This is a genomic window from Pseudomonas sp. Leaf127, assembly GCF_001423155.1.
Lineage (GTDB): Bacteria > Pseudomonadota > Gammaproteobacteria > Pseudomonadales > Pseudomonadaceae > Aquipseudomonas > Aquipseudomonas ovata.
In genome coordinates this window covers 141,202-167,593 of sequence record NZ_LMOA01000021.1, presented here as the reverse complement: position 1 = coordinate 167,593, position 26,392 = coordinate 141,202, and the positions used below count along the sequence as shown (strand labels likewise).

The following is a 26,392-nucleotide window of genomic DNA, read 5'->3' as shown; positions in this document are numbered from 1 at the left end:
ACCGGCTGCGCAGCAGTCGTAAAATTGTGGCGTTTCGTAGATTTCGAATGTGTTCACAACTGTAAATTTTTGGCGTTCGGCAGATTTTGCGAGCGCTTCGCACTCGGTCGCGGGCAGAGCGCGCTCCTACCCCGCACGTACTCAAGGGCAGATTCCTATAACCCCGCCATCGACCATCTGCGTCAACCTATTACCTGTAGCTATCACTGGATATGGATAAGTGATTATCCGCGTCGGCGGGCAACTGGCTAAATCGGTTCATCGATTCGTCGACAACAACTACAAAAGACAGGAACCCTGACGCATGAAAATCAAAGCGATCCGTACCCGTGTATTCGAGTGGAAAGGCAAGGTCGTCCCGCCCCAGGCGCATTTCTGCACCAATGCCAGCGACATCCTGTTCGAGCGTGGCGATGCCATGGGCTCGTTCCGTTTCCACGGCTGGCTGGTGGTCGAGGTAGAAACCGACACCGGGATCGTCGGCATCGGCAACTGCGCCCTGGCCCCACGGGTCGCCAAGGAAATCATCGACACCTACCTGGCGCCCATCGCCATCGGTGAAGACCCGTTCGACAACGAATACATCTGGCAGAAAATGTACCGCCAGAGCCACGCCTGGGGCCGCAAGGGCATTGGCATGGCCGCCATCTCGGCCATCGACATCGCGGTCTGGGACATCATGGGCAAGGCGGTCAACAAGCCAGTGTTCAAACTGCTGGGCGGGCGCACCAAGGACAAGATCTGGACCTACGCCTCCAAGCTGTATGCCAACGACAACCTCGACCTGTTCCTGGAAGAGGCCCAGGGCTACCTGAACCAAGGCTTCAACGCACTGAAGATGCGTTTTGGCTACGGCCCCAAGGACGGCCCGGCCGGCATGCGCCGCAACATCGAACAAGTGCGTGCACTGCGTGAGCTGGCCGGCCCCGATGTCGACATCATGCTGGAATGCTACATGGGCTGGACCCTGGAATACGCCCGGCGCATGTTGCCCAAGCTGGCCGAGTTCGAGCCGCGCTGGCTCGAAGAACCGGTAATCGCCGATGACATCGAGGGCTACATCGAGCTCAAGAAGATGGGCATCATGCCGATTTCCGGCGGCGAGCACGAGTTCACCTCCTATGGCTTCAAGGACCTGCTGGAGCGCCGTGCGGTCGATGTGATCCAGTACGACACCAACCGCGTTGGTGGCATCACCGCGGCACGCAAGATCAACGCCCTGGCCGAGGCCTGGTCGGTGCCGGTCATTCCCCATGCCGGCCAGATGCACAACTACCACCTGACCATGTCCACCACCGCCTCACCGATGGCCGAGTTCTTCCCGGTGTTCGATGTCGAGGTCGGCAACGAGTTGTTCTATTACGTGTTCAAGGGTGAGCCGCAACCGGTCAATGGCTTTATCCAGCTTGACGATGACACGCCCGGCCTGGGCCTTGAGATTTCCGATGAGTACCTGAGCGAATTCAACATCATCGAGTGATCACTGGCCGGCGAGCGTCGCCCGAGCGGGCGCCGCCCTGGCCCCAGGAGCTTTCATGTCATCCCATTACGGACACAATTTCATCAACGGCCAGCGCAGCGCGCAAGGCACGGTTCTGCTGCACAGCGTGGCAGCCAGCACCGGCGAGCCGCTGGCGCATGCCTTCGTGCAGGCCACCGAAGCCGAGGTCGACCAGGCCGCCTGCGCGGCGCAAGCGGCCTATCCGATTTTCCGCAACCTGCCGGCCGGGCAACGCGCGGCGTTCCTGGACCGGATCGCCGACGAACTGGACGCACTGGAGGCCGGGTTCATTGACCTGGTGTGTGCCGAAACCGCCTTGCCGGCGGCGCGTATCCAGGGTGAACGGGCGCGTACCAGCGGCCAGATGCGCCTGTTTGCCAAGGTACTGCGCCGCGGCGATTTCTATGGCGCCCGTATCGACCGCGCCTTGCCGCAGCGCCAGCCGCTACCACGGCCGGACCTGCGGCAGATGCGCATCGGGGTGGGCCCGGTCGCGGTGTTTGGTGCCAGTAATTTCCCGCTGGCCTTTTCCACCGCCGGCGGCGACACCGCTTCGGCGCTGGCCGCCGGCTGCCCGGTGGTGTTCAAGGCCCATAGCGGGCATATGGCAACCGCCGAGCGCGTGGCCGAGGCGATCATCCGCGCAGCCGAACACACCGGCATGCCACCGGGCGTGTTCAACATGATTTACGGCGCTGGCGTCGGCCAGTGGCTGGTCAGTCATCCGGCGATGGCGGCGGTGGGCTTTACCGGCTCGCTCAAGGGCGGCAATGCCCTGAGCCAGTTGGCGGCGCAACGGCCACGGCCGATTCCGGTGTTCGCCGAGATGTCGAGCATCAACCCGGTGTTCGTGTTGCCTGAAGCCCTCAGCCTGCATGGCGAGCGGATTGCCCGCGAGCTGGCCGGTTCGGTGGCGCTGGGGTGTGGCCAGTTTTGCACCAGCCCGGGCCTGGTGGTTGGCGTGCGCAGCGAGGCCTTCAGCGCCTTTATCAAGCAACTGGGCGCCCACCTGGCCGACCAGGCGCCGCAAACCATGCTCAATACCGGCACCCTGGCCAGCTATGAACAGGGTTTGCAACGCCTGAAGGCGCATCCCGGGATTCAACTTCTGGCCGGGCAGGCACAACAGGGCAACCAGGCCTGCGCGCACCTGTTCCAGGCCCAGGCGCGCCTTTTGCTCGACGGTGATGAAGTGTTGCAGGAAGAAGTCTTTGGTCCGGCCACCGTGGTGGTCGAGCTGGAGAATGAAACGATGCTCAAGCAAGCCATCGAGGGCCTGAGCGGCCAGCTTACCGCCACCGTGATCGGCGAGCCGCAAGAGCTGGCCAGCCATGCCTGGCTGCTTGAGGCCTTGCAGGAAAAGGTCGGTCGTATCCTGCTCAATGGCTACCCGACCGGCGTTGAAGTTTGCGATGCCATGGTGCATGGCGGACCGTACCCGGCGACGTCCGATTCGCGCGGCACCTCGGTGGGCTCGCTGGCGATCGACCGTTTCCTGCGCCCGGTGTGTTTCCAGAATTACCCCGACGCCCTGTTGCCCGATGCCCTCAAGGACGCCAATCCGCTGGGTATACGGCGCCTGGTCGATGGGCAGGCCGAGGAGGGCACGACACACGCCGCTTGAGGCCTCGTCATCCCTATCACTGCGTTACCGACGACTGACAACAATAATTAAAAAGGACACCATGATGACGGACACTTCCAACGTGGCTCCCGCTGCAAGTCATTCGACTGCGCGGAGGGCCTGCGCATGAGCAGCACCCTTGATAACGTCGATGTCCGCGCCTCGACCACCGCCGGTGCGCGGGTCGCCAACCAGCGCTGGCTGCGGGTCATTCCGCCCATTCTGATCACGTGCATCATGTCTTACATGGACCGCATCAGTATCGCCTTTGCCATGCCCGGCGGCATGGCCAGCGACCTGGGCGTGCCGGCCAGCATGGTGGGGTTTGCCGGCGGTATTTTCTTTATCGGCTACCTGTTCTTGCAGGTGCCGGGCGGCAAGCTGGCCGTGCATGGCAGCGGCAAGACCTTCATCGGTTGGTCGCTGCTGGCCTGGGCGGTGCTTTCGGTGCTCACCGGTTTTGTGCGCAACGAGTATGAGCTGCTGATCCTGAGGTTTGCCCTCGGGGTGGCCGAGGGCGGCATGCTGCCGGTGGTGCTGACCATGATTGCCAATTGGTTCCCGGACCATGAGCGCGGTCGGGCCAACGCTATTGTGATCATGTTCGTGCCGCTGGCCGGCATCATCAGTGCGCCATTGGCCGGCTGGATCATTGCGGTCTATGACTGGCGCATGCTGTTCATCGTCGCCGGCGTGCTGTCGGCGCTGGTCATGGTGCTGTGGTGCTTCACCATCAGCGACCGGCCGCAGGAAGCCAAGTGGATCTCGGATGAAGAACGCGATTACCTGGTCAACACCTTGCGTGAGGAGCAGGAGAGGCTGCGCGAGGAAGGCAAGGGCAGTCAGTCGCTGCGCGAGATTCTGCCGGACAGCACCCTCTGGCATCTGATTGCGGTCAACTTTTTCTATCAGTTCGGCATCTACGGCTTCACCCTGTGGCTGCCTACCATCATCAAGAACCTGACCCACAGCGGCATGGGCATGGTCGGGATGCTGTCGATCCTGCCGTTCCTGGGCGCGCTGGCCGGCATGTTCCTGTTTTCCAACCTCTCGGACCGCACCGGCAAGCGGCGCATCTTCGTCTGCATTCCCCTGGCCGGGTTCGCCGCGTGCCTGTTCTTGTCGGTGGTGCTGCGTGAAAACATCTGGCTGGCCTACAGTGCGCTGGTCGGTTGCGGCTTTTTCCTGCAATCGGCGGCGGGCGTATTCTGGACCATTCCGCCCAAATTGTTCAGCGCCGAAGCGGCAGGCGGTGCACGCGGGCTGATCAACGCGCTGGGTAACCTGGGCGGGTTCTGCGGCCCGTACATCGTCGGTCTGTTGATCACCTATTACGACCAGGGCGCCGGCATCTATGCCCTGGCCATGTCCCTGGCCCTGGCCGCTGTGCTGGCGCTGTTCCTGCCTGTGCGTTGCGAACGTTGATTGTCATCCATTGCTGATTGCCATCCCTTGCGGAGTATCGATATGAGTCGTGAAATCCTGTTGCTGGTTGAAAAATGTGCCCATACCTTCAGTTTCTATGACGTTGCAAGCGGCGATGCCCTGGAGCACATCCGCCTGCCGGACTTTCCCCATGAGTTCGTCGTGGACGCGCAAAACCGTTATGCCTACGTCGGCCACTACGGCATTGAAACTTCCAGCCATAAAGGCGAGGGTGGCACCTCGATCTTCGTCATCGACCTGCAGGCGCGCAAGCACGTGCGCACGCTGGACATCTGGCCGTATCGCCGCCCGCACGGGCTGGCCATGGATGAGCAAGGCCGTCTGTACGTGCTGAGCGAAGGCGATTCGACCCTGCTGATCTTCGATGCGCCGCAAGAGCGTGACGTGCCGGACCGGGCCATTCCCTCGGGCGGCTACAAGAGTCACCTGGTCGCCCTGACCCGCGACGGCGAGACAGCCTTTGCCCTGAACCTGCTCAGCAACACGGTGACGCGCCTGAAGCCGCAGGACCCGACCCAGGCGCCACAACCGTTGCAACCGGGTGGACGGCCTGAGGGCAACTGCTTCAGTGCCGACGAAAAAGTACTGTACGTGGCCACCCGCAGTGACAACTCGATCGTGGCCGTAGACACCGACAGCCTGGAGATTGTCGCCCGGGGCAAGACCGGTATCGACCCGACGCGCATCTACCGTGACCGTAATGACCGGCTGTATGTCACCAACTACGGCGAAACCTCGCTGTCGGTGTTCGACACTGCGCTCAACGAGCTGGGTCGCATCGACCTGGCCAGCACCGCCATTGCCATGAGCTTTCACCCCACCAAGGACCTGGCGTTCGTGACCTTGAAGGACCAGCGCGTCGGCATGCTCGACCTGCAGACCCGGCAAGTGACCCGCTACTTCAATACCTTGCTGGAGCCCGACGTGTCGCAGGTGATCGTGGTATGACGCCGCTCGCCCTGATCGATGCCCATCACCACCTCTGGGACCTGTCCCGGCTGGCGTATCCGTGGTTGCAGGGTGAGGGCGACCCCGGCTTCTTTCTGGGCGACTACCAGGCGCTGCGCCGCAACTACCTGCCCGAAGACCTGCGCCATGATGCCCGTGAGTTTCGGCTGGTGGCCTCGGTGCATTGCGAGGCCGAGCATGAGCGCGGGCAGCCGCTGAAAGAAACCCAGTGGCTGACCGCGCTGCACGCCCGCTCATCGTTGCCCACGGCGCTGGTGGCCTGGGCACCGCTGACCGATCAGGCCGTGGCCGAGGCGCTGCTGGAGGCGCACGCCCAATCGCCGTTGCTGCGCGGTATCCGTTGCAAACCCGTGACCGCCAAGGGCGCTGCACTGCGTGATGCGGTCAAGGGCGCGCCGGGCAGCTTGCAGGATCCTGCCTGGCACCACGGCTTGCGCTTGTTGCAACGTCATGGACTGTCCTGGGACCTGCGCGTGCCCTGGTGGCACCTGGAGGAGGCGGCGCAGTTGCTGGAAAGCTTTCCTGACCTGCCGGTGATCCTTAACCATACCGGGCTGCCCTGGGACCGCAGTCCTGAAGGCCTGGCCGGCTGGCGGCAGGGCATGCAGGCCTTGGCACGCCTGCCGCGGGTGGCAGTCAAGGTCTCGGAGTTCGGCTTGCCGGAGCCGGGCTGGCGTGTCGATGAGAACCGGCGCATCGTGCGCGAGACACTGGCGCTGTTCGGTCATGATCGCTGCATGTTTGCCAGCAACTTTCCGGTGGCCGGGTTGCGGATCGGTTATGGCGACCTGGTACGGCACATGGCGGATTTTCTGGCCGAGGATACGCCGGCGCAGCAGGAGGCTTTTTTCCAGGGGACTGCGCAGGCGTATTACCGGATCGAGCCGGGGGCGCCGACAAGCGCCCCCCGGGGTCAATAGGCGGCGGTGTAAATCGCCAGGGCATCCGCTTCCAGGACAGTACGCGGGTTATTGACCAGCAGGCGCTGCTGTTGCATCGCACTGCGGGCCAGTTCAGGCAGGCTTTCCAGGGTGACCCCGGCATCGCGCAGGCGCAACGGCAGGCCGACAGCGGCATGGAGGCGCTGCAGCTCGTCGATGAACTGCGCGGCCGCGTCGCCTGGGGCCAGTCGCTCACCCAGCACGCAAGGCGCCAGTGCGGCGTAGTGCTCGCGGGCATCGGGCAGGTTGAACGCCAGCACCTGATTGAGTACCAGCGCGTTCGACAGCCCGTGGGGCAGGTGAAAGGTGGTGCCCAGCGGGTAGGCCAGTGCATGCACCGCGGCCACCGGGGCGTTGGCAAAGGCTTGCCCGGCCAGGCACGCGCCCAGCAGCATGGCCTGGCGGGCCTCAAGGTCATGCGGTTCACGCACGGCTTGTTCCAGGTGGGCGCTCAGCAGGCTCAGGGCTTCGCGGGCCAGCAGGTCGGAGATCGGGTTCTTGCGCAGCTTGCTGGTGTAGGCCTCGATGGCGTGCACCATGGCGTCGATCCCCGTTGCCGCGGTCACAGGACCCGGCAGGCCCACGGTCAGTTGCGCGTCAAGAATGGCCAGGTCCGGCAGCAATTGCGGCGATACCACGCCGGACTTGCCGGTGGCGGTGGTGACAATAGAGATCGGCGTGACCTCCGAGCCGGTGCCGGCCGTGGTCGGCACCTGGATCAACGGCAGGCGGGTGCCGCTGGCCTGGTTGACGCCGTAGATATCGCTCAGGCCCTGGCGTTGTTCGGGATGCGCCAGGTAGGCGACCAGCTTGGCGATGTCCATGGAACTGCCACCGCCAAAGCCGACGATCAGGTCAGCGCTCATGGCCCGTGCCTGTTCCGTGGCGGCCAGCACCAGCGCTTCGGCCGGGTCTGCCAGTACGTCGCTGTACACCTGCAGGTTGATACCGGCGGCGGCAAAGCCAGGCAGCACCGTGTCCAGCAGGTGATGGCGGACAATGCCGGCGTCGGTCACCAGCAGCACGTTGCGTGCGCCACGTTCGGCGCAATGCTCGGCCAGTCTGGCCGCCGCGCCGATGGCGCAGATCAGGTGGGCAGTGGTACTGAAATTGAAGGCTTGCATAAAGAACCTCTGTCTATTTCTGGATGCACCGCAGTGCTTAGTCGGGCTGGGGCGGCAGGCCGGCATCGATGATGGTCTGGGCCACCGCTTCCATGCTGGTGCGGCTGGCCATGGCATCGCGTTGCAGGCGGCGGTGGGCGTCGTTTTCACCGATGCGGTGGCGGGCCATCAACAGGGCCTTGGCCATGGAAATCTTCGAGACCGCCGGCTGCCGGGTCTGCAATTTGCGCAGTTGGGCGAGCATGTCGATGCGTGCGCGCCAGGCGGCGCGGGCCATCAGCAACTGGGTCAACAGGCCGAAGGGTCGCAGTGGGCGCTCGATGACCGCCGCCGGCTGGGTTTCCAGCACCAGTTGCAGCATCGAGGGGTTTTCGTACCCCACCACAGCGATGATCGGCGGTGCCTGCTCGCTCAGGCCCTCGACCAGCGCCTGGGTGTTCAGGCGCTGGCTGAGTTCCACCGCCAGCAGCACCACGTCGGTGTGTTCCGGCAGGCACGCAGGCACCGGCCAGCATTGCTCGACGATGCAGCCGATGCGCTGCAACTGGTCGAGCACCACACGCGCCTCGGCGTCCACCGGGTGAATCACCAGCACGCGCAGGCCCTTGAGTTCGCGCAACAGCGAAGGGGCGCTATTCATCTGTCCCTCCCGGCGCTCATGGCTGCCCGTCCAGTTGGTAGTCGACCATATAGGGGCTGGGCTTGACCGGTTGCTCGCTCTGCACCACCAGCTCGAAGCGGCGCCTGGCGTCCAGGCGCGCGATGCGTGGCCACAGCCAGGTGTGCTGGGTGTCGGCATCGATCTGCACGCGCCCTTGCGGGGCGTCGAACGGCGCACCGGCCAGGCTCTGGCGCAGGGCGTCGATGGACGAACCCTCGGCCCGGCGTGCCGCTTCGGCAAACAGGTGCACCTGGAAATACGCCGCTTCGGCCCCGGCTGTCAGCGGGGCCTGGTCACCAAAGCGCGCCCGGTAACGGGCCACGAATGCCTGGCTGGCCGGGGTCTGCAAGGTCGAGAACCACGGCGCCGCCGACACATGCCCTTCGGCTTCTTCATCGCTCATGCGCAGCACATCGACCTCGTTGGTGGCCAGGCTGACGATGGGCATGCGTGCCGGATCGAAGCCGGCCTGCCGATAGGCGCGGTGCAGCGCCGGAATGTCACTGCCGACGATGGTCGAGTAGATCGCGTCCGGCGCCGTGGCCCGTGCCTGCTGCATCACCCGCTCGAAATCCTCGGCGGTGGCATGGAACGGCAGGTAGATTTCATCCACCACCTCGCCACCGGCCTGCTCGAACAGCTCGCGCATGATGCGGTTGGACTCGAAGGGGTACACGTACGAGCCGCCGACGAACAGCACACGGTTACCGAAATGCGCCAGCACGTAGCGCGCCAGTTGCACCGAGTTCTGGTTCGGCGCGGAGCCTGTGTAGTAGCAATAAGGCGAGTACTCGAATCCTTCGTAAAGGGTGGGGTAGAACAATAAGCGGCGCCGGCTTTCGACCACCGGCAGCACCAGCTTGCGCGTGCTCGACATGTGAGTACCGAACAGCACCTGCACCTGCTGTTCGTCACACAGGCGCAGGGCGCTGTCGCGGTAGTCCGCAGGCTCAGGGCCCGGGTCGCCATCCACCGCCACCAGCGGCCGGCCGTGCAGGCCGCCAGCGTCGTTGACCTCGGCAATGGCCAGGTGCGTGGCATTGGCCTGGGTGGTTTCCGAGGCTGCCGTCAGGCTGCTCCGGGAAAACAGCAGGCCGACTTTGTAGTCCGTGTTCATGAGCTCAGGCTTTCCCAATCGATCTGTTGTTCGAACGCGTGCGCGACCTGGTACAGCATGGCCTCGGCATAGTCGCGCGCCACCAGCATCATGCCGACGGGCAGACCGGCCGCCAGGCCACAGGGAATCGATAGCGCGGGGTGACCGGTGACATCGAACGGCGCGGTGTTGGCGTTCATTTCCAGCGCGCGTTGCACCCACTCGCTGGCCGAGGCGTCTGCTGCGGGCAACTTCGGTGCCTTGAGCGGCACGGTGGGCATCAACAGCACGTCGAAGTCCTGCCATTGCCGGTCGTAGGCGGCGCGCAACTGCCGCGCAGCATTCTGGGCCCTGGCGTAGTAGCGGCCGCCATAGCGCTGGTAGGCATAGTCACCGGCCAGCAGGCAGGTTTTCAGGTCATGGGGAAATTGCCCGGCCTTGCGCTGCCAGTCCTGTTGCGCCTGCATCAGGCTTTCGACGTACAGGCCTTTCCAGTTCGAACCGTAATTGCAGCCGCGCAACAACTGGGTGGTGCCTTCCACCGCAATCGGCGTCCAGATCGCATGGCCCAGGGCATGCAGCGGGATCGAGACGTCCTCGACCCGGGCGCCAAGGTCTTCGAACAGGGCCGCCGCACGGCGCACGGCCGCGTCGACATCGGCCTCGGAGTTGGCGTGCCCGAAGCCTTCGCGCACCACACCGATGCGCAGGCCCGCGCAGCCCTTGCCCAGCGCCTGGGTGTAAGCCTGGGTCGGCACCACCCGGTCCTGTCGGGGGTCCAGGCCATCGGCGCCGGCCAGCACTTCGAGCATCAAGGCGTTGTCGGCAAGGTTGGCGCTCATGACCCCGGCGTGGTCCAGGGTCATTTCGATGGGCATGATGCCGGTATAGGGAATCAACCCGTGTGTAGGCTTCATGCCATAGAGACCGGAATAGGCCGCCGGGATGCGCACCGAACCGCCCTGATCGGTGCCGATGCCCAGGTCCACTTCACCCGCGGCAATCAACGCCGCACAGCCCGACGATGAGCCGCCGGTGGAATGTCCCGGATTGCGCGGGTTATGCACCGCGCCGGTGGCGTTGGTGTGGCTGCTGCCCGACACGCAGAAAAACTCGCAATGGGCCTTGCCCAGAATTTGCCCACCGGCGTCCAGCACGCGGGTGGCCACCGTGGCATCCATGTCCGGCACGTAGCCGTGCAAGGTCGAGGCACCGTTCATCATCGGGATGCCAGCCAGGCAGATATTGTCCTTGAGCGCCACGCGCTTGCCGGCCAGCTTGCCGGTGGCGGCGCCCTGGATGTCGGTGCGCACGTACCAGGCGTTGTAGGGGTTGCGCTCTGGGATGTGGCCGGGGCCGCGTGGGTAGCGCAAGGCTGGCGGCGGGCTGGCGAGGGTGTCGAGGCGGTCGTAGTCCTGCCAGACCGCTTCAAGAATGTCCGCGTACTCGCGCAGCAACGGCTCGCCGGCCTCCAGGCCAAGGCGGTGGCCGATCTCGGCGAGCTCATCCAGGGTAGGGCGTTGAATAGACATGACAGGTTCCTTATGCGTGAAAGCCCATGAAGCGCTCGGCGATGGCCTCGGCACTGGTGCTGGCCGGGTCGACCTCGTCCACCAGCTGGCCGTTCTCGATGATCAGGATGCGGTCGGACAAGGCACTGAGAAACTCGATGTCCTGCTCCACCAGGATCACCGCCAGGTGCTGTTCCACACGCAAGCGCTGCAGGGTTTCGATGATTTCGTCGCAGATCGATGGCTGGATGCCCTCGGTGGGCTCGTCCAGCAGGATGATGTCCGGTGCGCCACACAGGCAGCGGGCCAGGGCCAGCAGTTGTTGCTCGCCCCCGGACAGCGCACCGCCCGGTTGGTCGAGCAGGCGCTGCAGGCGCGGGAAATACGCCAGGATGCGCTCGAGGGTGGCGTCGGCCTGGGCAAAATCCTTGACGCAGCCCATGCGCAGGTTTTCCCGCACGCTCAGGTGGGCGAAGATCTGCCGTCCCTGGGGCACATAGCCGATGCCGGCACGGGCTCGCTGGTGGGCGGCGGCCTTGCTCAGGTTTTTGCCGGCCATGTGCAGGCTGCCGGCCATGGCTGGCAGCTCGCCCATCAAGGCGCGCAACAGTGTGGTCTTGCCCATGCCATTGCGGCCCAGTACACCCAGGCAGGTATTCGCCGCGCAGCTCAGGCGAATGTCGCGCAGCACAGGGATACGGCCGTAGCCGGCCGATAAACCGATGACTTCAAGCATGTTTGATCTCCTGCTTGCCCAGGTACGCTTCGCGCACGGCCGGGTCCTGGGTCACCTCGGCAAAGCTGCCCTGGGCCAGAATCGCGCCTTGATTGAACACGGTGACAGTGCCGGCAATCAGGCGAATGAACGCCATGTCGTGCTCGACCACCACGATGGTGCTGTGGGCATTGATCTCTTTGATCAGCGCGGCGGTCTTGCGCACTTCCTGATAGGTCATGCCGGCGGCCGGTTCGTCCAGCAGCACCAGCGCCGGGCGCGAGGCCAGGATCATGCCCAGCTCGACCCACTGGCGCTGGCCATGGGCGAGGTCACCGACCAGGCGCGAGCGCAGCTCGGTCAGGCCGATGCGCTCCAGAGTCTGCCCGGCGGTGTCGCGGGCCTCACCGGCCCCTTGCCGGCGGCTGGCGGCAAGGCGCAGGTTTTCCAGCACATCCAGGCCGTCGAAGACACTGGGCGCCTGGGTCTTGATACCGATGCCCAGGCGTGCCACCTGGTGCGGTGCCAGCCCGGAAATACGCTGGCCCTTGAAGTGGCAGACGCCACGCGTGGGTTTCAACTGGCCACTGAGCATCTTGAAGAACGTGCTCTTGCCCGCGCCGTTGGGGCCGATCAGGCAGCGCAGTTCGCCTTTTTCCAGGGTAAAGTCCACTTCTTTGACCGCATGGACGCCGCCGAAGCTGACGCCCAGGCCTTGGGTTTGCAACAGGCTCATTGGGCAGGCTCCTGTGTCGGTACAGGCCGTGGACGGCGCTGGCACAGGCGCGTGACCCAGGCGCTCAGGGTTGGCAGCAGGCCACGTGGCAAAAGCATGACGAAGGCCAGCAGGATCAGCCCCAGGACAAAGCCGCTGTCGATGTGCTGTTGCTCGCCCAGGCGCGCCATCAGCGCCTGAATGCCGATGCAGGCCAGGATCGGCCCGAACAGGGTGCCGCGCCCGCCCACGATGACCCAGATGATGATCTGCGCCGACTGCGCCAGCCCGAACACACCGGGGCTGACAAACGCGCCCCAGTTGGCGAACAGGCAGCCGGCCAGCCCGGCGATGCCGCCGCCCAGGCTGAACACGATCAGCTTGTGCAGGCGCGTGTCGTAGCCCAGCAGGCCGGCACGCTGTTCGTTTTCGCGAATCGCCACCACCACCTTGCCGAAGCGGCTGGCCAGGAGCCCGCGCAGGCCCAGGTAACAGAGGATCAGCGTGGCGCCGATCACCTGGAATAACGTTTCCGGCGCCAACACCTGTTCGGGGTTGAACGGCACGTTCAGCGTGGGAATCGCCGGGATGCCATTGAAGCCGCCCAGCAAGGCGCTGCCGATGTGGTACTCGGGCCCGGAGGTGGAGTTCATCACATTGAACAGGATCAAGGTGACTGCCAGGGTGATGACGCCCAGGTACACGTCGCTGATGCCGCCATAGAACATGAAGTAGCCCATGGCGGCGGCCACCAGTGCCGGCACCGCAATGGCCAGCAGCACCGGCCAGGTGCTGTCGCCGATATTGAGCACCCCGATGGCATAGGCATAGGCACCCAGGCCGAAGAACGCTGCCTGGCCAAAGCACAGGATGCCGCCAAAGCCCCAGATAAAGGCCAGGCTCAGCGCCAGCAGCGCCATCACCAGGTAGATGGTCAGGGACAACAGGGTAAACAGGTCCAGCCACTGTGGCAGGACCACTACAAGCCCGGTGGCCAGGACGCAGCCGAGCACGGGTAATAGCATGCGGGTATCGACAGGCATCAGAACGCCCTCCGAAAGACACGACCGGTAATGCCCTGGGGCAACACGCGAATCAGCACGATGGCCGCCAGCAACAGCGCCACTTCACCGAACACCGGGGTGCTGAAGAAGGTCACGACCTGGCTGATCAGCCCGAAACCACCCGCCGCGCTGAGCGTGCCGGTGATGACCGCGCTGCCGCCGCCGATCACGGTGATAAAGGCCTTGGCGATGTAGCTGGCACCCAAGGTCGGGATGACGCCGGTCAACGGCGCCAGGACTGCACCGCCCAGGCCGGCCAGCGCCGCACCCAGCCCGAAGGTCAGGCTGTAGATACGCCCGGGGTTGGCGCCCAGGGCGGCCGCCATTCTGGCGTTTTGCATGGTGGCGCGGGCACACAGGCCAAAGTGGGTAAAGCGCAGCAGCGCCCACATGCCCAACAGCACCGCCACCGCCACGGCAATCACGAACAGCCCGTAGCCGCTGGTTTGGTAAGCGCCGATGCTGATACCCGGCAGCGGCGAGCTGATGCCCACCGTGGTGTTGCCGAACAGCATGGTGGCCGCACCGGTCAGCGCCAGGCTCAGGCCCCAGGTGGCGAGCATGGTGTCGATCATGCGGCCATACAGGTGCCGCACCAGCAGGCGCTCTACCAGCATGCCGAACAGGCCGACGCTCAAGGGCGCCAGCACCAGGATCGAAATCCAGATGGGCACGTGCAGGTGATGGGTGGCGAGCACGGCGACGTAACCGCCGAGCATCATGAACTCACCGTGGGCCAGGTTGATGATCTTCATCATCCCGAACACCACTGCCAGGCCGATGCTGAGCAGCACCAGCGTGGCGATGGCGCCCACGATCTGCAGGGAAAAAATGGCAGCCCAATCCATGACCGCCTCCTTACAGCGCGATGCTGTATTGTTTTGCGTCGCGCGGGTTCTTCACCAGGTCGCACACCGCAGCGGTGTCCGACGGCGCTTGCTGGGCAAAGCTCTGGACCACTTCCAGGCGGCGATCGCGCACTTCGGCGATGTGCACGTCGAGCACGCAGTGATGAGTGGCAGGGTCGACGCTGACCTTGCCACTGGGCAGGTCCAGGCTGATCCCTTTCTCCAGGGCCTCGATCACCGCCATGCGCTCGACGCTGCCGGCCTGGCGAACGCCTTCGGCCCACAGCATCATGCCCTGATAGGCGCCCATCGCCAGTTCGGTGATGTACGGGTAGTCGGCGCCGAAACGCTTGTGGAAACGCTCGACAAAGGCCTGATTCTGCGGCGTGGCCAGTTCCTGGACGTAGTTCTGGCAGATCAGGATGCCGTTGCTTTCCTCGGGCGACAGCACGATGTGCTCATTGCCGCCGGCGAATGTGGTGGAGGCAATCGGCAGCTTGCCGGTCATGCCGGCCGCTTTCCATTGGCGATAGAACGACATGTGCGCACCGCCCACCAGTGCCGACCAGACGAAATCGGGCTTGGCGTCCTGGATCTTGGAGATGGTCGCCCCGAAGTTGGTCACATCCAGCGGGAAGAACTCGATACCGACGCTTTGCCCGCCGGCCTGCTCGACGTACTTCTTGACCCAGGCGGTGACGATCTGTCCGTAGTTGTAGTCCGCCGCGACGATATAGACCTTCTTGCCCCACTGCTGGGTAACATGGGCCACCAGCTTCTCGACGGTCTGGCCGGGGGTGACACCGGTGCCGAAGAAGTTGCGGTCACACACGCCGCCTTCGTACTGGTTATTGTAGAAGTACAGGGTCTTGTAGCGGTCCAGCACCGGACGCACGACCTCGCGCGAGGCCGAGGTGATGCCGGCATGCACCACCGCTGCACGGTCCTTGAGCGCGGCCTGCTGGGCGTATTGTGCATAGAGCTGCATGTTCGACTGGGTGTCGTACTTGATCAGGTTCAGCGGACGGTTCAGCAGGCCGCCCTGGGCGTTCAGTTCTTCGACCGCGAAGGTCAGGGCGTCGACGATGGGTTTGCCGTAGATGTCCAGACCGCCGGAGTTGTCGTAGAGCGAGGCGATATTGATCGCATCCCCGGCGGCCAGTGCCGAGAAGCTCTTGAGGCTCAAGGTGGACAATGCTGCCGCGGAAACAGCGGACGAACGCAGGAAAGTTCGACGATTCATAGCCATTCGGAAGACTCCTGAAACCAGAGCCTGCACATCGACGCCACCGAACACGGTCAGGTTCGAGGGTGGGTGATCAATGCGAAGAGGTCTGGGGGAGAAATGCAGGCGAGGGGGAAGGAGGCCTGATTTCATATGCCGACGACGCTGTCGGCTGGGGATGTGAGTCGCTTCACTTGAAGACGCAGCCGCATCGTTGGGGCTGGTCACCCTTCACATGCATGAGGGGGAAGCGAATACCGCAGGGAGCGGCAGGCTTCAACCAGCAATATGCAGGCCACAAAGTCTATCTATTTGATTTTCAAGTAAAAGATAGTTCTTGTTTGAGCTTTTTTGCGTCTTGGGAAGTCTTGCGTGGGTAGAAATGATGCACTGAGTGTGCAGTTTTGGAGCGTTACGTGTCGTTCGTATTCAGGCACAGGCTGTCCCATAGCGCCATGACTTGAGTCACTGCAGCGTCCAGGGTTGCATGCGTGACACCATCGCGTGCCAGGGTCGACAAGCCCAGAAGAAAACTGTCGAATACCGCAGCAAGCGCCGTGGGGACTACCGTCTCGGGCAGTTCGCCTGCAGCCATGGCGCGTTCGATACAGGCCACCATACCTTTACGGTTCTGCTCGCGCGCCTGCACCAGAGGCTGAGAGATGGCTTTGCTCTCGTCCGAGCACGCGCTCATCAGGCCCAGTGACACCAGGCAGCCCTTGGGATGACCGGGCTCGCATTGCATGCGTGCCGAGCGTCGCAGGGTCAGTTCAATCGCTTTTCTGGGGGGCAGCGTCGTGTCAAACAGGCTGTCGGTGACCCGGCCGTGGGTGGTGAGATAACGCTCCATCACCTCCTTGAACAGCGCCTGCTTCGAGCCAAAGGCTGCGTAAAAGCTGGGGGCGGTAATGCCGCCACCGATACTCGCCTTGAGCTGGCTGAGGGAGGTGGCGTCGTAGCCATGCTCCCAGAACAGGTGCAATGCCTGAGTGACTGCCACATCACGGTCAAAGGTGCGTGGGCGTCCCATCTGTGCCATGTCGGTTCTCCGTTGAATGCACTTGGATACTAATCGATACATAAGTCGTTGACCACCTGACAGCTTCTCCCTATATTTATACCGATCGGTATATTAGTGAGGAGGATCAAATGGCAACAGATGAGAAAGAAGACCCAAAGCTTCCGCTGGCGGCACTGCTGGCGCTGGCCATGACGGGGTTTATCTGCATCGTGACCGAGACGTTACCCGCAGGGTTGCTACCCCAGATCAGCAATGGCCTGGGAATCTCGGCATCCTTTGCCGGGCAGATGGTGACGGTTTATGCCCTGGGGTCGCTGTTGGCGGCCATCCCACTGACCATCGCCACGCAGAGCTGGCGGCGCCGGACCGTGCTGTTGCTGGCGATTGTCGGTTTTCTGGTGTTCAACTCTGTCACCGCGCTGTCGTCCAGTTACGGGCTGACCTTGATCGCACGGTTTTTCGCGGGTGTTTCTGCGGGGCTGGCCTGGAGCCTGATCGCCGGTTATGCCCGCCGTATGGTCGTCCCGTCATTGCAGGGCCGTGCGATGGCTGTTGCGATGGTGGGAACGCCCATCGCCTTGTCGCTGGGCGTGCCGTTGGGCACCTGGCTGGGTGGTGCCATGGGCTGGCGCCTGGCGTTTGGCCTGATGTCCGGGATGACCCTGCTGTTGATCGTCTGGGTGCTGGTCAAGGTGCCTGATTACCCAGGCCAGGCCGCTTCGCAACGCCTGGCCTTGCGCCAGGTCTTGTTCACGCCAGGCGTACGCCCGGTACTCGGGGTGGTCTTCACCTGGATGCTGGCGCACAACATTCTTTACACCTATGTCGCGCCCTTTGTTTCCAGGGCCGGGTTGGCGGATGAGGTGGATCGGGTGTTGCTGGCATTTGGTGTCGCGGCCCTGGTGGGCATCTGGATCACCGGGCGGCTGGTTGATCGGCATCTGCGCCAGACCGTATTGGCCAGCCTCGCCACCTTTGCCGCGGTTTCGGTTTTCCTGGGCATGTTTGCAGGTTCTGTGCTGGCCATTTACATCGGGGTTTTTATCTGGGGCCTGACCTTTGGCGGCGCCGCCACGCTGTTGCAGACAGCGCTGGCCGATTCGGCAGGTGAGGGCGCTGATGTGGCGTTGTCGATGAACGTGGTTGTCTGGAACAGCGCCATTGCCGGCGGTGGATTGCTGGGGGGCGTCTTGCTGGGACAATGGGGGGCGGGGGCGTTTCCCTGGGCCTTGTTGCTATTGCTGCTGCTGAGCCTGGGCATTGCGTCGCGCGCGCGGGTTCATGGATTTGCGCAAGGTGACAGGCCGGTGGGTGCAGAGGTGATGGGGCATTGAGGGGACACGTCGTGTTGCGCGAGTCGTTCAAAGCTCGCGCCACGCCGTTCCCAGAACAAGAGGAGGGAACGAGAGCCGGATAATCCGGGGGTCTCCAGTGGGCACCGCGCCCATTGCATGCAGTGTTACCGATAAAACAAGAAAAACCTGCAGATTCCCCAAAATGGATGGCTATTGATGGCAACCGAAAACAACGCTGAAACCCTGGCGCTTGGCGTAACCGACCCCTCCAAAAGTGAAGAAGCACGGCAGGACCGTCATCTTGAAGGCCGGATCGACTGGATCGTATTCGGTATTACCAGTCTCACGGCAATCGCGTTCATTTTCTGGGGGATCATCAACCAGGCAAGCCTGGCGGCGAGTGCGTCTACCGCCCAATCCTGGGTCATCGTGCATTTCGGCTGGTTCTTTGTCCTGACATCGACCTTGTTCGTCGTCTTCGTGCTGTGGCTGGCGGCAAGCCGGTACGGCAGGGTTCCTTTGGGGCGCGATGGCGAAGAGCCCGAGTTCCGGACGATTTCCTGGGTGGCGATGATGTTCAGTGCCGGCATGGGCATCGGCCTGATGTTCTTCGGGGTTGCCGAGCCGCTGTCTCACTACATGACGCCACCGCCCGGATCGGCCATCGGTCAATCGAACGAGGCGATGCAAGTGGCAATGGCGACCACGCTCTTCCACTGGACCCTGCACCCTTGGGCAATGTACGCCATCGTCGGCCTGTCGATCGCTTACGGTACCTTTCGACGCGGACGTTCACAGCTGGTCTCCAACGCCTTCCGCCCCCTGATCGGCCATCATGCCAATGGGCCGTTGGGGCGCGCGATCGACATGATGGCCATTTTTGCCACATTGTTCGGCTCGGCCGCTTCACTGGGGCTCGGGGCCCTGCAGATTGCAGGCGGTCTCGAATACAACGGCTGGATCGATCACCCCGGCAAGGCGTTCTACCTTGTCATTATCACGGTGTTGACCATTGCCTTCGTTGCCTCGGCGGTTTCCGGCATCGGCAAAGGCATCCAGTGGCTCTCCAACATCAATATGATTCTGGCGCTGATACTGGCCGTGTTTGTCTTTCTGGTCGGGCCAACACTGCTGATGTTGAACCTGTTGCCGACTTCGATCGGTATCTACATCAAACTGCTGCCGGAAATGATGGCGCGCACCAGTGCCAGTGGCGGGCCGCAGATGGACAGCTGGCTGGCCAGCTGGACCGTGTTCTACTGGGCCTGGTGGATTTCCTGGACGCCTTTTGTCGGCATGTTTATCGCCCGCATCAGTCGTGGGCGCACCATCCGGCAATTTGTCAGTGGCGTGTTGCTGGTTCCGAGCCTGGTCAGCCTGATCTGGTTCACCCTTTTCGGTGGCGCCAGTATCGACGCGGTGCGCGAGGGCAGCCTGGTGCTGGTGGACGGTGTGGTCAACAGTAACCACGCGCTTTACGAACTCCTGAACAGCTATCCGCTGTCGTCGATAACCTCTGTGCTGGTCATGGTGCTGGTCGCTGTCTTTTTCGTCTCGGGGGCGGATGCGGCATCGCTGGTCATGGGCACGCTCTCGGAGCGCGGCACGACAGCGCCGTCACGGCGTACGGTGATTTTCTGGGGGGCGCTGACCGGCACTGTTGCCGCGATCATGCTGGTGATTGGCGACCCGGCAAACCCGGGCGCAGCCCTTACAGGCTTGCAGAACCTGACGATTGTCGTGTCATTGCCCTTTGTGGTCGTGATGGTCTTTCTCTGTCTGGCGCTGTACCGCGACCTGCGCAAGGACCCGATGATGCTGCGTCACCTGCGCGGCAGCGAACTGATCGAGAAAGCGGTGCTGTACGGTGCAGTGAAGCATGGTGAGGAGTTCTACATCGTTGTTCAGGAGAAGAAGGCTGCTGCCAAGGCTGGCGAGCCAGCCCCCTCGATGAACATCACAGCCATCGGTGACATCGACAATCAATAAGGTCCCTGACCGGCATGGGCACGCTTGGGTGCCCCTGCCGGCCACTGACTGTTCCGGCTCCTGAATCAGGCAGGGTAATCAGGTGCCTGCCTTGATCTTGGTCCAGGCCCGGGTCCTGGCCCGCTCCGCATCACGCACCAGGGGCTTGAGGGTATACAGCGTTTCCATGGCTGCCTCGGTCGGGTACAGGTTGGGGTTGTTGCGGATCGAAGGGTCGACCTGCTCGGTGGCGTCCTTGTTCGGGTTCGGGTAGCCGACAAAATCGCTGATCGGTGCGATGACCTGGGGTTGCAACAGGTAGTTGATGAAGGTGTAGGCGTCCTGCGGGTTTCTGGCGCCCTTGGGGATGGCGAGCATGTCGAACCAGATCGGTGCCCCTTCCTTGGGCAGGCGCATGTCTACGTTGATGCCGTTCTTCGCTTCCCTGGCGCGGTTGGCGGCCTGGGAAAAGCTGCCGGAGTAACCGACGGCGACGCAGATGTCACCATTGGCGATGTCGGCCATGTACTTGGAGGAGTGGAAGTAGGTGATATAAGGGCGGATTTTCATCAACAGCGCTTCAGCCTTGACATAGTCCTTGGGGTCGTTGCTGTTGGGGTCCAGGCCCAGGTGCTGCAATGCCAGTGGCAGGATTTCCGAGGGCGAATCGAGCAAGGCCACGCCGCACTGCTTGAGCTTGCTGATGTTCTCTTCCTTGAAGATCAGGTCCCAGCTGTCGACCGGCGCGTCGGTGCCCAACGCGGCTTTTATCTTGTCCGGGTTGAAGCCGATCAGGATGGTGCCGTACATGTAGGGCACGGCGAATTTGTTGCCCGGATCGTTGGCCTCGATCAGCTTCATCAGCTTGGGGTCGAGGTGGTTCCAGTTCGGCAGGCGGCTGCGGTCCAGCGGCTGGAACACGCCGGCTTCGATCTGCTTGGCCAAGAACACATTGGACGGCACCACCACGTCATACCCGGAATTGCCCGTGAGCAGCTTGGCCTCCAGCGCTTCGTTGGTGTCGAAGATGTCGTACACCAGCTTGATGCCGCTGTTCTGTGCCTTGAAATCTTCCAGGGCCTTGGGGGTGATGTAGTCGAACCAGTTGTAGACCCGCAGGGTGTTCTCTTCGGCCTGCGCGACCGCGCCGATGACGGCGGTACAGAGGATGAGTGACTTGAGCATGTTCATGGCGCTGCCCCTTCAAAACCTTCGAGAACGTTGACGGCATTGATGCCGATTTCTTCCACGGCGTAACCGCCTTCCATCACGAACAGCGTGGGTTTGCCCAGGCGGGCAATGCGTGCGCCCATCGCCAGGTAGTCGGGGCTGTCGAGCTTGAACTTTGAGATCGGATCGTCCTTGAACGTGTCCACGCCCAGGGACACAACGACGATATCAGCATCGTAATAGTCGATTTCCGTGCACGCCTGTTCCAGCGCTGCGCTCCAGGTCTCCCAGCCAGAGCCGGCCGGCAGCGGGTAGTTGAAGTTAAAGCCCACGCCTGCGTCTTCACCCAGTTCGTCGGCGTAGCCCAGGAAAAATGGAAACTCCGCCTCCGGGTGGCCGTGGATCGAGGCGAACAACACATCGCTGCGCGCATAGAAAATCGATTGTGTGCCGTTGCCGTGGTGGTAATCCACATCCAGAATCGCGACCTTTTTGTGGCCCATGTCCAGAAAGGCCTGGGCAGCAATGGCGGCGTTATTGAGGTAGCAATAACCGCCCATCAAGTCTTCGGCTGCATGGTGCCCCGGCGGACGGCACAGGGCGAAGGCACTGTGGGCGCCTTGCTGGATCGCTTGCTGGGCGCTGAGCGCGACCTGCGCTGCCGAGTAGGCGGCCTGCCAGGTGCCGGCGGTAATCGGTGCGCCGCCGTCAAAGCTGTAATAACCCAGTTGGCCGTGCAGGCTGGTGGGCAATACGCGGCGCAGGGTACGGGCGGGCCAGGTGAACGGCAGCAGGTCGCCGTCCTGGCCGAAGGCAGCCCAGCGCGCCCAGGCCCCCTGGAAGAATTCGAGGTAATCGCGGCTGTGGATGCGTTGCAGCGGTGCCAGGCCGAAGTCCTGCGGCGCCTGTACCGGGCCCAGTTGGCGGTCCTTGACCCGTTGCAATACATGGTCGGCGCGCGAGGGCATTTCAAAGCAGGGCATCAACTGCCCGTCCATCAGTTCACAGCGACCGTGGTGCAGGTGGTGATCATCGGAGTAGATCGTGAGCATTTGTTGTTCTCTGCAGGCGGTGTCGGTGCCTGCAGTCTTGCCGTGGGCGCGGTTTATGAGAATGGCAGGGGCGGCCAAAAGGGGATAAATATGGCCAGATTGTCTGTCCGCAATTCGCCCTTCAATGGGGCGTCATGCACGAAACTGGCTCGGCGCCACGCCACTCCAGCGTACAAAGGCGTGGCGAAAGCTCGCGGTCTCGCTGAAGCCCAGGGCCTCGGCGATGCGGTAGACCGGCCAACGGTCCTGGACCAGCAGTTGCTTGGCGCGTTCGAAGCGAAGCTCGTCGAGCAGTTCCTGATAGCTGCAGCCCAGGTCGTGCAAGTGCCGCCGCAGGGTGCGGGCCGAACAGTTCATCTGCCGGGCCAGCCCATCCAGCCCGGGGGCGGCATGCAGTTGTGCCGCCAGTAACTGGCGTACCCGTCCCAGCCAGGTCTCGCGGCCGATGAACTCGGTGTTCTGTTTACGGCAGCGCTCAACCATGGCCTGGTGAGTCACCGTGTCAGCCAGCGGCAACGGCTGGGTGAGCCAGCGCTTGTCAAAGGCAAACGCATTGGCGGTTGCCTGAAATTGCAACGGGCAGTCGAAGCAGTCGGCGTAGCGCGCCTGGTAGTCCGGCGCGTCGTGCTCGAAACGCGCGCCCAGCAGGGGCAATGAATGGCCGAGCAGGTCGTCGCAGATGACTTTCAGCGACCCCAGGCACAGCTCGACATTGAAAGCGGTCAGGGCCGGATTCTCGCGGTAGTCGCCCGCGGTAAACCAGATCCGTTCGCCATCTTCTTCCAGGCTCAGCTCGAACAGTGTTCCCAGCAGCGCCGGATAGCGCAGGGCCAGGCGTAAAGCGTCACCGAAAGTGGCACTGGTGAGCAGGGCATAGCCGAGCATGCCGTAGGACGAGACATGCATGCGCTGTCCGACCACCAGGCCGATGTCACGCTGCAAGGCCACGGCATTGGTGCATACCTGCATCTCCTGATGCGTGGCAATGCGCGTGTCGGCACGGCTCAGGTCCGCCGCGCAGATGCCGCTGCCGTCCAGCAGCGCTTCGGCGGGCAAGCCTTGCGCCTTGAAGGTGCCGAGTATCAGCGAGACGGCATTGAGGGTGGTGAGGTGGGAATGCAGCATGGGGACCTCCTGCAGGCGATGGCTGCAAGAAGAGCAAGTTATGTGCCGGCAGGCTCGCCGCGCAGCCTTGGCGAGCCTGCCGTCCACAGGCTTCAGCCCACCGGCAGCTCACCGGTGACGATCGCGGTGACCAGGAAGATCCCGAACATGGGCAGCGACCATTTGAAAAACTCTTTCTGGTATTCACCGAAGCTCATCTCGGTGCGGTTCATCAGCAGGAACAGCCAGGCCACTGTCGGACTGGCATAGCGCAGCGCCTGGCCCATGAATGACGCCACGCCGATTTCGGTTGGTGTGATGCCAAAGCTGTAGGCGATCGGCGCCACCACCGGCAGGATGCCGAAATAATAGGCGTCCACCGGTAGGGCGTAGCAGGCCAGCGCACCGAGGAAGGCGAAGATCAGGGCGGTATGGCTGCCCATGGATTCCGGAATCAGGCTGGCCATGTGCACAGCCACCGCATCCGCCATGCCGCTGCCGTTGAAAATCCCCAGGAAGCAGCCCGCCGCCAGAATGATCGAAGCCACGGCCACGGCATCGCCACCATTGGCGGTGATGCGCTCGCGCTGCTCCACGGCGCTGTAGTTGAGCGTCAGCGCCAATGCCGTGCCGAGCATGAACACGACCGCCCCGCTGGCCCATCCGGCGATCAGGATCACCAGCATGCCCAGGGTCAAGGCCAGGTTGAAAAGGAACAGCCTGGGCCGCTTGAACGCTTTGTCGTGGTCTTCGATGACCTTGACCATCCCGGCAATCTGCTGCGGCGTCACGATGACTTTCTCGCCAGCCACGTAGCCCAGGCGTTTGCGCTCCTTGACGCCCATGATGTAGGCCATGATGAACACGTAGATGAACGACACGCCCAGGATCGGCAGGATCGCCACGAACAGGGTGTTGACCTCGATATTGAGCACCGCGGCGGCCCGCGCCAGTGGGCCGCCCCACGGCAGGCAGTTGCCCAGCCCGCAGGGCAATATGATCAGCATCGCCAGGTTGGAGAGTTTCATGCCCATCTGTTTGTACAACGGCAGGAAGGCGGTGGTGATGATCAATATGGTAGTGGTGCCATCGCCGTCCAGCGTCACCACGGCGGACGTCAGGGCGGTGACCAGAATGATCTTCAGCGGGTCGCCGTTGGCCTTGCGGATCAGGTAGGTGCACAACGGATCGAACAGCCCGACGTTCATCATCAGACTGAAATACAGCACCGCGAAGAGGATCATGACCGTCGGATTGACTGTACCCAGGGCTATTTTTCCGTCGGTGCCCCTGGAATAGAACAGGCCTTCCTTGATCCAGGTGATGATCGTGTCGAGCGGCACGCCGTTGAGCAGGCAGGCCAGGATCCCGACCGCCAGCGATACCACGATCAACCCGGTGAAGGGCGAGAGTTTCTGTTTGATCACTAGAAGCAGGAATGCCGCTATTAATACGTAGCCCAGAACTGTCAGCATCTGAACGTCTCCACCTATTATTTTTATTGAGAGGTACGGCGGTGATGCGCGGACCCGGCTTGTGCACCGGGCCCGGAGGAGTTACTGGCCTTGCAGCAGCTCGGTGACCCAGGCAGGCGCCAGTTCAGGCAGCGGTGCGCCGCTGTCGCGGCAGCGTACGTAGTGGTCGATCACCTCACGCCGCTGGGTTTCGTAGGCACTCTTTTTCTCCGAGGCCTCAAGCACTTCCAGCAAGCGTGCACGGGGCACCACCGTGACGCCGTCGTAGTCGCCGAACACCAGGTCACCGGCAGCCACTTCGACGCCTGCGCAGGTCACCGGGGTGTTGATCTTGCCAGGGCCTTGCTTGCCGGGGCTGCGCTGCATGAAACCTTTGGCATAGATCGGGATGTCCAGCCCGGCCAGCGGCACCTTGTCGCGCACGTAGCCGTCGATCACCATGCCGGCCAGGCCCACCGCTTGTGCCGCACCGGCCATCAAGTCGCCAATGTAGGCGCGGCCCGGGTAGCCCTTGCCGGCGACGACCAGCACATAGCCGGGCTGGCCCTGGTACACCGCCACATGGATGGGGAAGTTGTCGCCGTCTTCGGTGTCGACGGTGTACGCGGTGCCGAGCATGACCTTGCGTTCATCCAGCGGCATCAGGTCAGCGTCCATGGCGCCATTGCGAGCGATACCCAGTTTTGCCATGCCGTCGCACAATTGCGCCGGGCTCAGTTGGCGAAAACGATCAAGCAGGTCCTGGGGAATCAGGTCGGGCAGGGGCAGGTAGTATTCAGTGTTCATGGCGGTGTCCTCAGGAAAGTCGGGTCAAGTGCTGGATGGCGGTGCGGTAGTCCATGTCGCTGGCGTCAGGGCCGAGCAGGGTGGTCCAGTCGATGGCGGCCTGTTTTTCCAATTGGCCATGGCAGGCTCTGGACATTGAGGCGTCTACGCCGGCACTTTCGAGGGTGGCCACCACGTCAGTCATCTCGGCGCTGCGGCGCCGGGCGTGGATCAGGGTCCGCGCGGTGAAGGTATTGGCCAGTTGCTCGACGGTCTTGCCGTTGAGCGAGTCGCCCAGGGACTCGACCAGCGTGTCCAGGACGTGGAATTTTTCAGCGGCCTGAAAGGCCTCGATCAGCAATTGCGGCAGGCCTTTCATCACCACGCTTTTGAGCATCTTGATGGCCGAGGCCGCGCCGGCCGGCGCGGCCAGAACGCTCAGGCGCATGCCATAAGGGCTGAACGCCTGGTTGAAAGCCTGGGCGCCGTCGCCGGCCAGCAGCATTGGCACACGATGGTTATTGCCCGGTACGGTGCCCATCACCGCGATGTCACAGACACCGACGCCTGCCGCCCTGGGCAATGCATCGATGGCCTGCTTGACGGTCGGGGCGGCCGAGTTCATGTCGGCGTAGGTCTGCCCGGCCTGCAGCAAGGGCAGGATGCGCTGCGCCAGACCCAGTGCGCTGCTGGCGCTGGTCAGGCACACCACGAAGCGGGCGTTGTGGCAGGCGGCTTCGAGCGAGTCGAAAACGGTGACGCGGGTCTGTTGGGCACGCTGGCGAATCAGGGGACCGCGCTGAGGGTCGCGGGCGTTGACATCAAAGGTGCCCATCTCCAGGTCGCCCTGGGTATGCAGACCCTGCGCAAGGTGGAAGGCCGCCTCGCCGAACCCGATAAAGACGAGTTTCATCGATTGTTTCCTTTTATTTGTATTGTTGTTACCGATGAAATGGCAAAGGCTGTGCCAGCTTTCTTAGAAAGAATTAATGCTATTAAAATCAATCGCTTAATTTTTTTATAAGTGCTTTTTCAGGCGCTAATGAAAGGACGTTTCATTTCAATAAATTGCAAAAGCTTTCACCAGTGAATACCGTGCCGT

At 62.9% G+C, this 26,392-nt stretch carries 23 protein-coding genes; 7 read left to right on the top strand and 16 right to left on the bottom strand.

The genetic code is table 11. The annotated features are described in order from the left end of the window. Positions 1–304: 304 nt before the first annotated feature. From ASF84_RS14060 to ASF84_RS14040, 5 genes are all read left to right on the top strand, one after another. A complete protein-coding gene (locus ASF84_RS14060) occupies positions 305–1,480 on the top strand; it encodes an L-rhamnonate dehydratase (protein WP_056839352.1) in 1,176 nt (391 codons plus the stop codon). A 55-nt stretch (positions 1,481–1,535) separates the two neighbouring features. Then, positions 1,536–3,125: an aldehyde dehydrogenase (NADP(+)) gene (locus ASF84_RS14055; protein WP_056839350.1), complete on the top strand. Its 1,590-nt coding sequence runs from the start codon at positions 1,536–1,538 to the stop codon at positions 3,123–3,125. A gap of 126 nt (positions 3,126–3,251) precedes the next feature. Next, on the top strand, positions 3,252–4,550 hold the full coding sequence (locus tag ASF84_RS14050) for an MFS transporter (RefSeq protein WP_056839348.1): 1,299 nt from the start codon (positions 3,252–3,254) through the stop codon (positions 4,548–4,550). A gap of 42 nt (positions 4,551–4,592) precedes the next feature. After that, entirely contained in the window at positions 4,593–5,519 is a 927-nt protein-coding gene (locus tag ASF84_RS14045) for a YncE family protein (protein ID WP_056839345.1), read from the top strand. Continuing rightward, entirely contained in the window at positions 5,516–6,460 is a 945-nt protein-coding gene (locus ASF84_RS14040) for an amidohydrolase family protein (RefSeq protein ID WP_056839343.1), read from the top strand. Before ASF84_RS14045 ends, ASF84_RS14040 begins: the two co-directional genes overlap by 4 nt. On the opposite strand, the gene ASF84_RS14035 is transcribed toward ASF84_RS14040, so the two are convergent. The 10 genes from ASF84_RS14035 to ASF84_RS13990 form a co-directional block, all read right to left on the bottom strand. Next, positions 6,454–7,605: an iron-containing alcohol dehydrogenase gene (locus tag ASF84_RS14035; protein WP_056839342.1), complete on the bottom strand. Its 1,152-nt coding sequence runs from the start codon at positions 7,603–7,605 to the stop codon at positions 6,454–6,456. The two genes, ASF84_RS14040 and ASF84_RS14035, sit on opposite strands and share 7 nt — an antisense overlap. 37 nt (positions 7,606–7,642) lie before the next feature. After that, positions 7,643–8,245: an ANTAR domain-containing response regulator gene (locus ASF84_RS14030; RefSeq protein ID WP_056839341.1), complete on the bottom strand. Its 603-nt coding sequence runs from the start codon at positions 8,243–8,245 to the stop codon at positions 7,643–7,645. Positions 8,246–8,261: 16 nt separating this feature from the next. Then, positions 8,262–9,383 carry a transporter substrate-binding domain-containing protein gene (locus tag ASF84_RS14025; protein ID WP_056839340.1) on the bottom strand — a complete coding sequence of 374 codons (1,122 nt, stop codon included), beginning with the start codon at positions 9,381–9,383 and terminating at the stop codon, positions 8,262–8,264. After that, the gene (locus ASF84_RS14020; RefSeq protein WP_056839339.1) at positions 9,380–10,894 is read right to left on the bottom strand and encodes an amidase; all 1,515 of its coding nucleotides are present in this window, start codon (positions 10,892–10,894) and stop codon (positions 9,380–9,382) included. The genes ASF84_RS14025 and ASF84_RS14020 overlap by 4 nt, the downstream gene beginning before the upstream one ends. A gap of 10 nt (positions 10,895–10,904) precedes the next feature. Next, a complete protein-coding gene (locus ASF84_RS14015; protein WP_056839338.1) occupies positions 10,905–11,609 on the bottom strand; it encodes an ABC transporter ATP-binding protein in 705 nt (234 codons plus the stop codon). Next, entirely contained in the window at positions 11,602–12,324 is a 723-nt protein-coding gene (locus tag ASF84_RS14010) for an ATP-binding cassette domain-containing protein (RefSeq protein WP_056839337.1), read from the bottom strand. Before ASF84_RS14010 ends, ASF84_RS14015 begins: the two co-directional genes overlap by 8 nt. Continuing rightward, on the bottom strand, positions 12,321–13,346 hold the full coding sequence (locus ASF84_RS14005; RefSeq protein ID WP_056839336.1) for an ABC transporter permease subunit: 1,026 nt from the start codon (positions 13,344–13,346) through the stop codon (positions 12,321–12,323). The genes ASF84_RS14010 and ASF84_RS14005 overlap by 4 nt, the downstream gene beginning before the upstream one ends. Then, positions 13,346–14,215, bottom strand: coding sequence for an ABC transporter permease subunit (locus tag ASF84_RS14000; RefSeq protein ID WP_056839334.1), 870 nt, complete (start codon positions 14,213–14,215; stop codon positions 13,346–13,348). The genes ASF84_RS14005 and ASF84_RS14000 overlap by 1 nt, the downstream gene beginning before the upstream one ends. Positions 14,216–14,225: 10 nt before the next feature. Then, positions 14,226–15,464 carry an urea ABC transporter substrate-binding protein gene (locus ASF84_RS13995; protein WP_056839332.1) on the bottom strand — a complete coding sequence of 413 codons (1,239 nt, stop codon included), beginning with the start codon at positions 15,462–15,464 and terminating at the stop codon, positions 14,226–14,228. A gap of 388 nt (positions 15,465–15,852) precedes the next feature. Continuing rightward, complete coding sequence (locus tag ASF84_RS13990) at positions 15,853–16,479, bottom strand: TetR/AcrR family transcriptional regulator (RefSeq protein ID WP_056839331.1); 627 nt, start codon at positions 16,477–16,479, stop codon at positions 15,853–15,855. Between the two features lie 110 nt (positions 16,480–16,589). Between ASF84_RS13990 and ASF84_RS13985 the strand changes: the two genes are divergently transcribed. Together ASF84_RS13985 and ASF84_RS13980 are read left to right on the top strand one after the other, a co-directional pair. After that, positions 16,590–17,795 (top strand): MFS transporter, encoded by a 1,206-nt coding sequence (locus ASF84_RS13985; RefSeq protein WP_056839329.1) that lies wholly within the window; start codon positions 16,590–16,592, stop codon positions 17,793–17,795. A 177-nt stretch (positions 17,796–17,972) separates the two neighbouring features. Further along, positions 17,973–19,745, top strand: a complete 1,773-nt coding sequence (locus tag ASF84_RS13980) for a BCCT family transporter (protein WP_056839327.1) — start codon at positions 17,973–17,975, stop codon at positions 19,743–19,745. A 78-nt stretch (positions 19,746–19,823) separates the two neighbouring features. Here ASF84_RS13980 and ASF84_RS13975 read toward each other — a convergent pair whose 3' ends face one another. The 6 genes from ASF84_RS13975 to ASF84_RS13950 form a co-directional block, all read right to left on the bottom strand. Continuing rightward, positions 19,824–20,915, bottom strand: coding sequence for a polyamine ABC transporter substrate-binding protein (locus ASF84_RS13975; protein WP_056839325.1), 1,092 nt, complete (start codon positions 20,913–20,915; stop codon positions 19,824–19,826). After that, positions 20,912–21,946, bottom strand: a complete 1,035-nt coding sequence (locus tag ASF84_RS13970; RefSeq protein WP_056839322.1) for a histone deacetylase family protein — start codon at positions 21,944–21,946, stop codon at positions 20,912–20,914. Before ASF84_RS13970 ends, ASF84_RS13975 begins: the two co-directional genes overlap by 4 nt. Before the next feature lie 132 nt (positions 21,947–22,078). Continuing rightward, on the bottom strand, positions 22,079–23,071 hold the full coding sequence (locus ASF84_RS13965) for an AraC family transcriptional regulator (RefSeq protein WP_056839320.1): 993 nt from the start codon (positions 23,069–23,071) through the stop codon (positions 22,079–22,081). A 92-nt stretch (positions 23,072–23,163) separates the two neighbouring features. Beyond that, positions 23,164–24,525 (bottom strand): CitMHS family transporter, encoded by a 1,362-nt coding sequence (locus ASF84_RS13960; protein WP_056839318.1) that lies wholly within the window; start codon positions 24,523–24,525, stop codon positions 23,164–23,166. An 81-nt stretch (positions 24,526–24,606) separates the two neighbouring features. Then, a complete protein-coding gene (locus ASF84_RS13955; RefSeq protein ID WP_056839317.1) occupies positions 24,607–25,311 on the bottom strand; it encodes an RraA family protein in 705 nt (234 codons plus the stop codon). Between the two features lie 10 nt (positions 25,312–25,321). After that, positions 25,322–26,203, bottom strand: coding sequence for a DUF1932 domain-containing protein (locus tag ASF84_RS13950; RefSeq protein WP_056839315.1), 882 nt, complete (start codon positions 26,201–26,203; stop codon positions 25,322–25,324). Positions 26,204–26,392: the final 189 nt, after the last annotated feature.

Bases quoted from the DNA above. Each gene is read 5' to 3' on its own strand.
- ASF84_RS14045 (WP_056839345.1), top strand. From the start codon at position 4,593: ATGAGTCGTGAAATCCTGTTGCTGGTTGAAAAATGTGCCCATACCTTC.
- ASF84_RS14005 (WP_056839336.1), bottom strand. From the start codon at position 13,346: ATGCCTGTCGATACCCGCATGCTATTACCCGTGCTCGGCTGCGTCCTG.
- ASF84_RS13960 (WP_056839318.1), bottom strand. From the start codon at position 24,525: ATGCTGACAGTTCTGGGCTACGTATTAATAGCGGCATTCCTGCTTCTA.
- ASF84_RS13980 (WP_056839327.1), top strand. From the start codon at position 17,973: ATGGCAACCGAAAACAACGCTGAAACCCTGGCGCTTGGCGTAACCGAC.
- ASF84_RS13990 (WP_056839331.1), bottom strand. From the start codon at position 16,479: ATGGCACAGATGGGACGCCCACGCACCTTTGACCGTGATGTGGCAGTC.
- ASF84_RS14030 (WP_056839341.1), bottom strand. From the start codon at position 8,245: ATGAATAGCGCCCCTTCGCTGTTGCGCGAACTCAAGGGCCTGCGCGTG.
- ASF84_RS14010 (WP_056839337.1), bottom strand. From the start codon at position 12,324: ATGAGCCTGTTGCAAACCCAAGGCCTGGGCGTCAGCTTCGGCGGCGTC.
- ASF84_RS13970 (WP_056839322.1), bottom strand. From the start codon at position 21,946: ATGCTCACGATCTACTCCGATGATCACCACCTGCACCACGGTCGCTGT.
- ASF84_RS14015 (WP_056839338.1), bottom strand. From the start codon at position 11,609: ATGCTTGAAGTCATCGGTTTATCGGCCGGCTACGGCCGTATCCCTGTG.
- ASF84_RS14040 (WP_056839343.1), top strand. From the start codon at position 5,516: ATGACGCCGCTCGCCCTGATCGATGCCCATCACCACCTCTGGGACCTG.
- ASF84_RS14035 (WP_056839342.1), bottom strand. From the start codon at position 7,605: ATGCAAGCCTTCAATTTCAGTACCACTGCCCACCTGATCTGCGCCATC.
- ASF84_RS14020 (WP_056839339.1), bottom strand. From the start codon at position 10,894: ATGTCTATTCAACGCCCTACCCTGGATGAGCTCGCCGAGATCGGCCAC.
- ASF84_RS14050 (WP_056839348.1), top strand. From the start codon at position 3,252: ATGAGCAGCACCCTTGATAACGTCGATGTCCGCGCCTCGACCACCGCC.
- ASF84_RS14025 (WP_056839340.1), bottom strand. From the start codon at position 9,383: ATGAACACGGACTACAAAGTCGGCCTGCTGTTTTCCCGGAGCAGCCTG.
- ASF84_RS13975 (WP_056839325.1), bottom strand. From the start codon at position 20,915: ATGAACATGCTCAAGTCACTCATCCTCTGTACCGCCGTCATCGGCGCG.
- ASF84_RS13985 (WP_056839329.1), top strand. From the start codon at position 16,590: ATGGCAACAGATGAGAAAGAAGACCCAAAGCTTCCGCTGGCGGCACTG.
- ASF84_RS13950 (WP_056839315.1), bottom strand. From the start codon at position 26,203: ATGAAACTCGTCTTTATCGGGTTCGGCGAGGCGGCCTTCCACCTTGCG.
- ASF84_RS13995 (WP_056839332.1), bottom strand. From the start codon at position 15,464: ATGGCTATGAATCGTCGAACTTTCCTGCGTTCGTCCGCTGTTTCCGCG.
- ASF84_RS13965 (WP_056839320.1), bottom strand. From the start codon at position 23,071: ATGCTGCATTCCCACCTCACCACCCTCAATGCCGTCTCGCTGATACTC.
- ASF84_RS13955 (WP_056839317.1), bottom strand. From the start codon at position 25,311: ATGAACACTGAATACTACCTGCCCCTGCCCGACCTGATTCCCCAGGAC.
- ASF84_RS14060 (WP_056839352.1), top strand. From the start codon at position 305: ATGAAAATCAAAGCGATCCGTACCCGTGTATTCGAGTGGAAAGGCAAG.
- ASF84_RS14055 (WP_056839350.1), top strand. From the start codon at position 1,536: ATGTCATCCCATTACGGACACAATTTCATCAACGGCCAGCGCAGCGCG.
- ASF84_RS14000 (WP_056839334.1), bottom strand. From the start codon at position 14,215: ATGGATTGGGCTGCCATTTTTTCCCTGCAGATCGTGGGCGCCATCGCC.